Source organism: Kitasatospora arboriphila (assembly GCF_039528095.1).
GTDB classification, from domain to species: Bacteria; Actinomycetota; Actinomycetes; order Streptomycetales; family Streptomycetaceae; genus Kitasatospora; species Kitasatospora arboriphila.
The window spans coordinates 10,135-21,339 of record NZ_BAAALD010000115.1; the positions used below are offsets into that span (position 1 = coordinate 10,135).

Consider the following 11,205-nt stretch of genomic DNA (forward strand, 5'->3'; position numbering starts at 1 on the left):
CCGGGCCGCCGCGGAGACTTTGCCTCCGTTTGACACCCTCGAAGGTCCGGGACTAGAGAGAAAGAATGCGCCTGGGCGTGCCGGCTGACGGCGAACCGGGGGCGGCAGCCGAGCACCCGGACGCCCCCGCGGAGAGTGACGCCCCGACCGGCCCCCCGGCCACCGCAGACCCCGACCCGCCGCCGGGCTCCCCGCGGGCCGCCCCGGACCCCACCGGCCCCCTCCCACGGCCGGACGTCGTCCCGCTGCCGCCCCAGGAGGACGCCCCGGCGACCGCCGGAGCACCGCCGCCCCCGGCCGAGGAGATCGCCCCGCCGGGTGCCCCGCGCCGGGCGGCCGACCGCGACGCCGTCGAGAAACTCCTCGCCGAGGGCCTGACCAGGGCCGTCGACCTCACCTCCGGCTACGGAGGGCTGGTCTACCTGCCGTCCCCCGACCACCGCTCGCTGGTGCTCAGCACCGTCGTCGGCGTCCCGCTGCCACTGCTCAGCGCCTTCCGGCGGATCGCCCTGCTCGCCCCGCTGCCCCCCGCCGAGGCCTTCCGCACCGGCCGCACCATCGTCCTCGCCGACCCCGACGAGACCATGCGGCGCTTCCCCCGCCTCGCGGTCGGCCTGCCCTACGCCTTCTCCTTCGCCGCCGCACCGATCGCCACCCGCGAGGGCACCCTCGGCGTGCTGTGCGTGCTGTGGCCCAGCACCGAGGCCGGCCTGCCCGGCGGCGCCCGCCGCCAGCTGCGCTCCTCCGCGAACCGGATCGCCGCCTCGCTCACCCCGTACGGCGAACTGGCCGCCGCCGACGAGCCCACCGTCGTCCAGCTCCCGCCGCCGTCCGGGCCGGCCACCCGGGTCGGCGTCTTCGACTGGGACATCCCCGGCCGCACCATCGCCGTCGACCGGGAGCTGGAGGCCATCCTCGGCCTCGCCCCCGGCTCCTTCGACGGCCGGCTCGCCACCCTGGTCGAACGGCTCTCGCCCGAGGACATGCCGCTGCTGCGCGAGGCCGCCCGGCGGGCCGCGGCCGACGGCCGCCCCTTCGACCGGCAGGTCCGGGTCCGCGACCCGCGCGGCGGCCACCGCACCCTCGACCTGCGCGGCCGCCGGGTCGCCGACGGCACCCACCTGGTCGTCGTCGTCCTCGACGACTCCGCGGGCTCCGCCGCCGTCGCCGCCGTGGAGCGGCTGCGCGACGGCGTCTTCGCCCTCGACGCCGAGGGCATGGTCGTCTACGTCAACCGCACCGCCGAGATGTTCCTCCACGCCCGCCGGGACGAACTCCTCGGCCGGCATCCCTGGGACGTGCTGCCCTGGCTCGGCGACCCCGCCTACGAGGACCGCTACCGCGCCGCGATGCTCTCCCGGCGCCCGACCGCCTTCCTCGCCTGCCGGCCCCCCGACCACTGGCTCGCCTTCTCGCTCTACCCCGACGCGCACGGCGTCACCGGCCGGGTCGTCGCCGCCGCCGAACCGGCCGACCCGCACTCCGCCGTCCTGCCGGAGGCCCCGCCCGCCGCCCCCGCCAGCCTCGGCGCCACCTACCACCTGCTGCAGCTGGCCAGCGCCCTCACCGAGGCGGTCTCCGTCCAGGAGGTCTGCAACACCGTCCTGGAGCAGATCCTGCCCGGCTACGGCGGCCAGGAGCTCGCCCTCTACCTCGCCCAGAACGGCCGGATGCACCTGGTCTCCCAGAGCGGCTACCCCGAGGGGTTCCTCGACCGCTTCGAGGCCACCCCGCTCGGCGCCCGGCTGCCCGGCACCGAGACCCTGATCGCCGGCACCCCGCTCTTCTTCCAGTCCTCCCGCGAACTCCTCGACGCCTACCCGGGCATCCCGCAGGACGAGATGCGGGCCTGGGCCTTCCTGCCGCTGATCGCCTCCGGCCACCCCATCGGCAGCCTCATCCTCGGCTTCGAACAGCCCAGGACCTTCACCCCCGAGGACCGCGTCCAGCTGACCGCCCTCGGCGGCCTGATCGCCCAGGCCCTGGAGCGGGCCCGGCTGTACGACGCCGAGTTCGAGCTCGCCCGCGGCCTCCAGCAGGCCCTGCTCCCGCACCGGCTGCCCACCGTGCCCGGCATCGCCATCGCCGCCCGCTACCTGCCCGGCACCCGCGGCATGGAGATCGGCGGCGACTGGTACGACGTCATCACCACCCCGCACGGCCTCTGCCTGGTCATCGGCGACGTCGAGGGACACAACGTCGGCGCCGCCGCCACCATGGGGCAGCTGCGCAGCGCCGTGCGCGCCTTCGCCTCCGGCGGCAGCCCGCCCGCCGAGGTGCTGGTGCGCACCAACCACCTGATGGCCGACCTCGATCCGGGGCTGCTCGCCAGCTGCTGCCTGATCCACCTCGACCCCTCGGACGGCCGCGGGCACGGCGTCCGGGCCGGCCACCCGCCGCCGCTGCTGCGCCGCCCCGACGGGCGCACCGACCTGGTCGACCTGGAGGGCGGCCCGCTGCTCGGCGTCGACCGCTCCTCGCACTACCCCACCACCCGGCTGCACCTCCCGGTCGGCTCGGTGCTCGCGCTGTACACCGACGGCCTGGTGGAGACCCCGTCCACCTCCATCGACCAGGGCATCGACGAACTCCGCAGCTCGCTCGCCCACGCCGGGCCCGTGGTACCCGACGCGCGTGGCGGCGCACGGGACGGCGGCCGCACCCTCGACGACCTCGCCGACCGGCTGGTCGGCCGGGCCCGCCGGACGGCACAGCGGCCCGACGACATCGCCCTGCTCCTCGTCCGGCGGGAGTAGCCGCCGCTCCCGCCTCAGGACCGGAACCGCCGGTTCCCCGACTTTGGTCGTGGCGGAGAGCGACGGAGGATGGTCGCGGAGCCCGGGGGGCGGCCCGCTAGCCTCTGCGCGTGACCACCAAGCCGACCGCCCGCCGCCTGGCCGGCGTCCTCCCGGCGGAGCTCCTCCCGACCGCCCCCACCAGGGCCGACCTCACGCCGCGGGCCCTGGCGCGCCGGGCCCTGCCCGGCCCCTGGGGCGCCCGGCTCGTGGTCCGGGAGTGCGTCGCCGCGCTGTTCGTCGGCGGGCTGGGCGGGCTGATCCAGCTCGCCGACTCCGGCCGCGGCGCGGCGCTCGCCGCCGGCCTCGCGGCGGCGGCGCTGTGCCTGCTGCGCCGGGGCCTGCCCGGGACGGTGCTGGTGCTCACCGGCGCGGCCACCGGCGGGTACGGCGGCTTCCTGCCCCTCCTGGTGCTGGCCGGCTGGTCCGCCGGGTACCGGATCGCCCGTCCCCCGGTGCTGACCGCCGTCTTCTGCCTCGCCTTCAACGCCGTCGTCGCCTTCTCGCTGGGCCTCAACACCGACGGCCTGCCCGTCCGCGCCAACCTGGTCGTCTCCTCGGTCGGCTTCCTGCTGCTCGCCGTGCTGCCCGCCGTGGTGGGCCGCTACCGCGCCCAGCGCCGGGCGCTGCTCACCGCGGTGCAGGAACGCAACGCCCAGCTGCTGCGCGAGCGGGCGATGATCGCCCATCAGGCGCGGCTGCGCGAGCGCCACCGGATCGCGCAGGACATGCACGACAGCCTCGGCCACCAGCTCGCGCTGATCGCCGTGCACACCGGCGCGCTGGAGGTGGACCGCAGCCTGACCGGGCCGCAGCGCGAGGCGGTCGGCGTACTGCGCCAGGCGGCGACCGGTGCGATGCGCGAGCTGCGCGAGGTGGTCGGGCTGCTGCGGGACGACACCCTGCCCGAGGCGGGCGGCGTCGAGGCCGTCGAGCGGCTGGTCGAGGCCTCCCGGGCGGCGGGCGCCGCGGTGGCGCTGACACGGGCCGGCGAGCCGCGGCCGCCGCCGGCCGCCTCGGGGCACGCGGCGTACCGGATCGTCCAGGAGGGGCTGACCAACGCCCACAAGCACGCGCCCGGGGCGGTGATCACCGTCTCGCTGCGCTACGAACCGGACGCCCTGGTGGTGGAGGTGCACAACGGTCCGCCGCCGGCCGGCGCCGACGGGGCCGTCCGCGGCGGCCAGGGACTGACCGGCCTGCACGAGCGGGCCCGGCTGCTCGGCGGCATGGTGCACGCGGGAGCTGCGGCGGACGGCGGGTTCCGACTGGCCGGCGTGCTCCCGTACGACGGCGCCGGGCGACCCGAGGGCGCGGACGCGGGCGCCGGGCTGCCGGACGACCTGGGCCTCGACCTGCCGGTGCCGCCCGACCCGACACCGCGCCGCAGCCCGGCACTGGGCTGCGCGGTCGGCGCCGGACTCGTGCTGCTGGCCTCGGTCGGTGCGCTGGTCTGGGCCGTGGCCACCTTCTTCCACATGCTCGACAACGCCACGCTCCAGCGGGAGACCTTCGACGCGCTGACCGTCGGCAGCTCCGAGCAGGAGGTGCGCCGTCAGCTGCCTTCCGGCAGTCGGCAGTTGACCAACGACTACCGGCACCAGGGGCCGCCGGTGCCGGCCGGTGCCTCCTGCTCCTGGTTCGTCTCCGGCGAGGACGCCGACGCCCTGGAGACGGAGACCGTGCTGAGGCTCTGCTTCCGCGACGGCCGGCTCGTCGAGAAGCAGCACTACGCTGCCAGGTGACCGACCGTGACCCCCACCGGGAGACCCCAGACGTGATCAAGGTCCTCGTCGCCGACGACGAGCCGCTCATCCGGGCCGGCATCCGGATGATCCTCACCTCCGCCGACGACATCGACGTGGTGGCCGAGGCCGCCGACGGCCGCGAGGCGCTGGAACTCGCCCGCGCCCACGCGGCGGACGTGGTGCTGCTCGACATCCAGATGCCGGTGATGGACGGGCTGAGCGCGCTGGCGGAGCTGCCGCGGGCCGCGCCCGGCGCGCGGGCGATCGTGCTCACCACCTTCGGCGAGCGGGAGAACGTGCTGCGGGCGATCTCCTCCGGCGGCGCCGGGTTCCTGCTGAAGGACACCGCCCCGGGCGAACTCATCCAGGCCGTCCGGGCGGCCGCCGGCGGCAACGCCTTCCTGTCGCCCGCCGCCACCCGGCACATCGTCGACAGCCTGGCGGCCGGCCCGGCCGCCGCCCGCGGGGAGGCCGCCCGCCGGCGGCTGGCCGTGCTCACCGAACGCGAGCGCGCGGTGGTCGACCTGCTCGGCGAGGGCCTGTCCAACGCCGACGCCGGTGCCCGGCTGCACATGAGCGAGGCCACCGTGAAGACCTACGTCAGCCGGATCCTGGCCAAGCTGGAGTGCGACAACCGGGTGCAGGCCGCGCTGCTCGCCCGCGACGCGGGGCTCTGACCGGGTGCCCTTCGGGGGCTCAGACCTGTGGTTGGAGGACCCCGCCGAGCCGGGCCTGCGCCCGGTCGAGGTCGCGGTTGAGCTGGGCCCGGAGGGCGGGCAGCAGCGCGAGCGCGGCCCGGGCGGCGTCCGCGGTCGGCTCCGGGTCGGCCTCGGCGGAGGTGACCGCGGCCCGCAGCGGCATGGTGGTCAGCGCCGTCTCCCAGGCCGCGCGGTGCACCCCGGCCGCGTACCGGGAGGTCAGGTACTCGAGCGGGGTCAGCGCGACGCCGTCGGCGTCGCCCGGTCCGGCCAGCCGCTCGCTCGGCAGCAGCCAGGCGATGCCGTCCCGGGCGATCAGTTCGAACGCGCGGGACTCGTCGGGCACCGCCCACGGGCCGCCGTCGGGCGTGGCGGCGGCCAGCAGCCGGTCCAGCATCGCGGCCTCGCGCGCGCCGGCCGTGCGGTCCGGATGCTCCTGGTCGGCGAGCAGTTGGGCCAGGTGGTAGCGCTGGCCCCAGCTGCCGACCCAGCGGTGCATGGCACCGGCCCGGGTCTCCCGGAGGGCCGCCAGCGCGAGGGACCGGGTGGTCAGGTCGCGCCGGACGAGCACGCCCTCGGACTCCGGGCCCAGCCGGCGCAGGGCCGACTGCACGGTGGCCGGGGTGGGGCCGTCGTACCAGCGCAGGGTCCAGCAGCGGCGGACGGGGTCGTACTGCGGCTCGAAGGCGGTGCGGTACTGCGCGCCGAGCCGGTCGGCGAGCCGGCGCAGTCGGGGCCTGCGCCGGGATGAGGGGGTGGGCATGGCTGCACAGTAGCCAGCACGCACCGGGGCGCGACGCGACGCGCGCGACCCCTCACCCCGCTGGGCGCCCCCCGCCCGGCCCGAGGGGTGAACGCCCCGGCCCGGTCGTATCCTGCTGCCCTCGTGCGGGCAACCACCAGGTGCGCCCACGCGCCCCTGGTCGAGCCACCCGGCCCCCTCTGAGGACACGCCCGCTAGGTCGCGAAGTCGATGTCCTTCAGCCGCAGCGCGCCCGTCTGGTCGAGCAGCACGGTGGAGGTGCAGCCCGCGAGCGGCCCGTCGGCCGCCGCGAGCCGGGCGTGCAGCCGGTCGGTGGCCCAGCGGTGCCGGGCGAAGGCGTAGGCCGAGACCCTGCGGCCGCGTTCCCGCTGGCCCTGGGCGGCCTCCTCGGGGCTCGCGTCCAGCAGCAGCAGGTGCACCCGGCGCCCCTGCGCGGCCGCCGTGCGTGCGATCCACCACCGCACCCAGGGCATCGTGCCGCAGTCGTGCACCACCAGCGGCCCGCCGGACCGCAGCGCCCGGTGCAGTTCGCGGTAGTGGTGCAGCCGCACCAGCGGCCGGTAGAGGGCGTACGGCAGGGACGGCAGCCGCTCCTCGTACCGCTCGCGCGAGTGCTGGGAGTCGACGACCGGTGCCCGCGAACAGCGCCTGATCAGGGTGGACTTGCCGCTGCCCGGCAGGCCGGAGACGACGACCACGTCCTCGGCCGGGTAGTGCAGCGCGCCCGGCACCGGCCGGCCGCGCAGGTCGTGCAGGCCCGCCGGGCGCAGCACGCCCGGTGCGGTCCGTGCCGTGCGTGCTTCGGTCCCGGCCCCCGCCGCGGGCCCGGTACTGACGGTTTCGCGCACCGCCCCCTCCTTCCGGTACCCGTGCCCTACCCGGAACGGGACAAGGCCTCACCAAGAGAGGGTAATGCGATCACCCGGGCCCGAGGGGTGCCGTTCCGTGCCGTGACCCGGCTGTGGTGTGCTGGAACGGCTTCGGGACGACCCGGTGACGTCCGCGCCCCGGCCGGCCCGGATCCCGTGCCCGGCCCGCCCGGTGACACCCCGTCGGGCGCCCGGGGCGACGGTCGGCCGGCCGCCCGGAGAGTCCTCCCGCGGGGACGCTCCGTGCGCGCACCGGTCGCCGGCTGTGACCGGCTTGTAGCCGTTCGCGGACGACTTGGACGATCTTGCCCGGATGGTTCGTGGCATCCTGGAGCGCTGTGGCCGGGCCGACGGTGCCCGACCGGGGGGAGGGGAGTTGCGGATGAGGTTCTGCTTCCTGGTCGAGGAGCACTACCGGAACGACGGCATGCCGCTCGACGTGGTGCGGCAACTGACCGCGTGGGGCCACCGGGTCGACGTCGTCCGCCCGGGCAGCTCGCTGCTCGACCTCGGTGGGCTGGTGCGCGCCGGAGACCACGACGCCTGGGTGCTCAAGACCGTGTCCGGTGGCCCCGGCCTCGGCCTGCTGGAGTCCGCGGCCGCGATCGGCCTCACCACCGTCAACGACGCCCGGGCGATCCGGCCCGTCCGCGACAAGGCCCAGGCCGCCGTCATCGCCGCGCACCGCGGACTGCCCGTCCCCACCACCTGGGCGGCCGCCCGCTGGGAGGACTTCGGCCGGATACCCGACGCCCACTACCCGCTGGTCGTGAAGCCGGCCGACGGCAGCTCGGGCCGCGCCGTCCACCTGGTGGAGCGCCCCGAGGAACTCGCCCGGATCGGCGCCGACCTGGGCGGCGAGGGCCTGCTGATCGCCCAGCCGTACGTGCCCAACACCGGCGTCGACCTCAAGGTCTACAGCGCGGGCGGCGAACTCTTCGCCACCGAACGGACCTCACCGCTGCACCCGCACCACCCGCACCGCGAACGGCCGGTGGCCCTCGCGCCGGAGGTCGCCGCGGTCGCCGCCCAGGTCGGCGAGGTGTTCGGCCTGGATCTGTACGGCGTCGACATCCTGCTCGGCCCGGACGGCCCCGTCGTCGTCGACGTCAACGACTTCCCGAGCTTCCGTGCCGTCCCGCAGGCCGTCGCCCGGGTCTCCCGCGCCGTCCTCCGGCTGGCCCGCAGCGGCTCCTCCTGGCCCTCGGTGGCCGCGGTGCCGCCGCAGGGCGTCGCCGGGACCCTGCCGGCCGCGGTCGGCGGCGCCGCGTGAGCGCCCGCGCACACGTCAGGCTGCTCACCGCCGACCCGGACCATCCGCTGCTGGCCGCCACCGCCGCCCTGCTGCGCGCCGGCGGCCACGCGGTCGACAGCCAGCACCCGGACGTCCCCGAGCGGCCCGGTGTCCCGGACGTCTGCCTGCTCAAGGCCCGCACCGCGCAGGCGCTCGCGCTGGCCGCCAGGCTGGAGGAGCGCGGGGTGCCGGTGCTGAACCCGGTCGCCGCCACCGCGTTCTGCCAGGACCGGCAGCGGATGGCCGACCTGGCCCTGGCGGCCGGGCTGCCCTTCGCGCCGACCCGGACGGCCGACCTCGCCGCACTGGACCTGGCCGTTGACGGGCCGGTGGTGGTGAAGAGCCTGCACAGCCGCCGCGGTGACCTGGTCGCGGCCGTCCATGACGCCGCCGACGCCCGCCGGCTCGCCGCGCAGTGGCCCGGGGAGCCGGTGGTCGTCCAGCCGCTGGCCCGCAACGACGGCTGGGACCACAAGCTCTGGGCGGTCGACGGAAGGCTCTTCGCCGAGCGCCGCCGCTCCGAACTCGCCGCGCCGGCCGCCGTCGCACGGGAGGAGCTGCCGGTCGCCGCACTGCCGGACGGCTGGCCGGAACTGGTCCGCACCACGGGCGAGGTCTTCGGACTGCAGGTGTACGGGGTGGATATCCTCGACACTCCCGACGGGCCGCTGATCGTCGACGTCAACGCCTTCCCCGGCATCCGCGGGCAGGCCGGCGCCCCCGAGGCGCTCGCCGCCCTCGCCACGGCCGCCGCCGAAGGCCGGCTCCCCGCCGGAGCCCGGGCCGCCTGACCCCTCGGAGTCCGGCGCCGGGGCGGATGCCGCCCTCAGGCCGCGTTCACCAGGCGGTCGGCCGGACCTGGAAGCCGGCCAGGCCCTCCGGCGGCTCCTCGGAGACCCGGCGCTCCTCGACGACCGCACGGCTCGGGCCGCGCCCGCACCACTCCACCAGGCGCTCGACCGCCGCCGGCTCGCCCTCGAAGACGGCCTCCACCCGCCCGTCCGGCAGGTTGCGCACCCAGCCGGCGACACCGGCCGCGACGGCCTGCTGCCGGCAGGTGTCGCGGAAGAAGACGCCCTGCACGACCCCGGCCACCATCACACGTCTACGGATCACGCCTGCCAGGTATACCCGATCCCGGCCGGCGCCCGTGCCGCCGCCGCGCCGCGGGCCGGGCCCGGCGGAGTCGACGTCCCGTCAGGGTCGGCCCCGCGCACGGCCGGACCGGACGGCGGAATTCCGGCCGAACGATTCGAGCCGTTCTCGGAAATTGTCCGGGAAGTGATCGGAAATTCACCGGGGCGGCGCCGGGGAGCGGGAATTGAACGCCGCCGGGAATGGGAAAAGGCCGGGGCAGCCGATACGGCTGCCCCGGCCCGTTCGTCGGTGCAGGTGGGGGGATCAGGCCACGGCCGGGCTGAGCTTCGGGTTCGGGCCGTAGGAGTTGGCCTCGGGCTGGCCCTCGGTCGCGGCGAAGACGATGAGGACGATCGCGCCGATCAGCGGGACGAGCCCGATCAGGATCCACAGGCCGGGGCGGCCGGTGTCGTGCAGGCGGCGGACGGTCACGGCGAGGCTGGGGACCAGCACGGCGAGGCCGTACAGCGCGGTGAGCAGCGAGGTGTCGAGCAGGCTGCCGACGATCGCCAGGACGACGTAGATCGCGAAGTTGACCAGGGCGAACATCCAGTATTCCTTGCGGCGTGCCCGGCCGCCGAAACCCGCGTAATTCTTGAGCACAGCCAAGTACCAGTCCACGTCAGTTGTCCCTGTTTCCGTACCGATTGGGTTGGGGGGAATGTAGTGGTGGGGGTGATGGCCGGTCAAGAACTTTTTCAACAGGTGGGGGACGCCTTTCGATCCGGGTCGACACAGGGCTGTAACCCGGTCGCAGCGGCCCCGACAAACGGCCCCACTAGGCTGGTGGCACACCCGTCACAGGCCCACGCCCCGTACCCCGAGGAGGACCGTGCGCCGCCCCCTGCCGCACCCCGCGGCCGCACCCGGCTGGCTGCTCCACCCGCTGCGCTGGCAGCGCGGGCCGGTGCCGTGGGCCGCGGTCGCACGGGGCGCCCTGGGCACCGGCCCGGTGCTGGCGGTGTGCCTGGCCGCCGGGCAGCCGCAGGTGGGCGTGCTGGCCGGACTCGGGGCGATGTTCGCAGGCATCAACGACCGTCCCGGCACCTGGCGCAGCGGGGTGCTGCACATGGCCGTCCCCGCCCTTGCGGGTGCGCTCGGCCTGCTGGTCGGGCAGAGCGCCGGGGCGGGCGCCCGGGTGCTGCCGGTGCTCGCCCTGGTGGGACTGGTGTCGGGCGCGGTCAGCGTGGCCGGTCCGGTCTGGTCGCTGGCCGGTCTGCAGCTGCTGGTGCTGACCGCCGTCGGCGGCGGCATGCAGCTGACCGTCCCCGCCTGGCTCGGCGCCTCGGCCTTCCTGGCCGGCGCCGCCTGGCTGCTGCTGCTCCGCCTGACGGTGCGCCGGCCCGGCCGTCGGCTGCACGACGAACGGGTCGCCGTCGCCGGCGTGTACAACGCGCTCGCCGACGCGCTGGAGGCGGTCGGCACCCCGGCCGCCGAACCGGCCCGCGGCGCCCTGGCCGCCGCCCTCGACCGGGCCGACGAAGCGCTGCGGCTGCGGGCCCTGATCCGGCTGCCGGGGTCCGGCCGTCCCGCCGTCGACCTGCGGCTCGCCGCCCGGCTCGGCACCGCCGCCGCGCTCTGCGAGGCCGCCGTCGCCCTGCTCTGGGAGGGCGAGCCGCTGCCCGCCCGGATCGCCGACGTGCCGCGCCGCCTCGCGGAGGCCGTCCGGGGCGACACCGCCCCCGGCGCGCTGCCCGCACCGGTCTCCGACACCCCGGCACGCAGCGCCTTCGACCGCGCCGTGCTGGAGGCCGGCGTCGCCTTCGGTGCGGCCGCCCCCGGGGTGGCCCCGCCGCCGGCCCGGCGCCCGCTGGTCCACCCGGCCGGCCCCGCAGGCCGTACTCGCGGAAGTCGGAGGCCAAGCGGTCTTAGGAAGACAATTAATGAGATCAACTCCTTTG

At 76.4% G+C, this 11,205-nt stretch carries 9 protein-coding genes; 5 read left to right on the forward strand and 4 right to left on the reverse strand.

The window, feature by feature from the left end; genetic code table 11:
- Positions 1–65 precede the first annotated feature (65 nt).
- The 3 genes from ABD353_RS34890 to ABD353_RS34900 all read left to right on the forward strand — a co-directional run bounded on the left by ABD353_RS34890 (position 66) and on the right by ABD353_RS34900 (position 5,220).
- Entirely contained in the window at positions 66–2,756 is a 2,691-nt protein-coding gene (locus tag ABD353_RS34890; protein ID WP_344627725.1) for a SpoIIE family protein phosphatase, read from the forward strand.
- Positions 2,757–2,866: 110 nt separating this feature from the next.
- Entirely contained in the window at positions 2,867–4,540 is a 1,674-nt protein-coding gene (locus ABD353_RS34895) for a sensor histidine kinase (RefSeq protein WP_344627726.1), read from the forward strand.
- 32 nt (positions 4,541–4,572) lie between these two features.
- Positions 4,573–5,220 (forward strand): response regulator transcription factor, encoded by a 648-nt coding sequence (locus tag ABD353_RS34900; protein ID WP_344627734.1) that lies wholly within the window; start codon positions 4,573–4,575, stop codon positions 5,218–5,220.
- A 19-nt stretch (positions 5,221–5,239) separates the two neighbouring features.
- Here ABD353_RS34900 and ABD353_RS34905 read toward each other — a convergent pair whose 3' ends face one another.
- A complete protein-coding gene (locus ABD353_RS34905; RefSeq protein WP_344627727.1) occupies positions 5,240–6,004 on the reverse strand; it encodes a hypothetical protein in 765 nt (254 codons plus the stop codon).
- Positions 6,005–6,198: 194 nt separating this feature from the next.
- The gene (locus ABD353_RS34910) at positions 6,199–6,852 is read right to left on the reverse strand and encodes an AAA family ATPase (RefSeq protein WP_344627728.1); all 654 of its coding nucleotides are present in this window, start codon (positions 6,850–6,852) and stop codon (positions 6,199–6,201) included.
- A 403-nt stretch (positions 6,853–7,255) separates the two neighbouring features.
- On the opposite strand from ABD353_RS34910, the gene ABD353_RS34915 reads away from it, so the two are divergent.
- Both ABD353_RS34915 and ABD353_RS34920 read left to right on the forward strand, forming a co-directional pair.
- The gene (locus ABD353_RS34915) at positions 7,256–8,146 is read left to right on the forward strand and encodes an ATP-grasp domain-containing protein (RefSeq protein WP_344627729.1); all 891 of its coding nucleotides are present in this window, start codon (positions 7,256–7,258) and stop codon (positions 8,144–8,146) included.
- Positions 8,143–8,958, forward strand: coding sequence for an ATP-grasp domain-containing protein (locus tag ABD353_RS34920; RefSeq protein WP_344627730.1), 816 nt, complete (start codon positions 8,143–8,145; stop codon positions 8,956–8,958). The genes ABD353_RS34915 and ABD353_RS34920 overlap by 4 nt, the downstream gene beginning before the upstream one ends.
- A gap of 46 nt (positions 8,959–9,004) precedes the next feature.
- On the opposite strand, the gene ABD353_RS34925 is transcribed toward ABD353_RS34920, so the two are convergent.
- Together ABD353_RS34925 and ABD353_RS34930 are read right to left on the reverse strand one after the other, a co-directional pair.
- Entirely contained in the window at positions 9,005–9,283 is a 279-nt protein-coding gene (locus ABD353_RS34925) for an acylphosphatase (RefSeq protein WP_344627731.1), read from the reverse strand.
- Between the two features lie 285 nt (positions 9,284–9,568).
- The gene (locus tag ABD353_RS34930) at positions 9,569–9,925 is read right to left on the reverse strand and encodes a DUF805 domain-containing protein (protein WP_344627732.1); all 357 of its coding nucleotides are present in this window, start codon (positions 9,923–9,925) and stop codon (positions 9,569–9,571) included.
- Between the last annotated feature and the right edge of the window lie 1,280 nt (positions 9,926–11,205).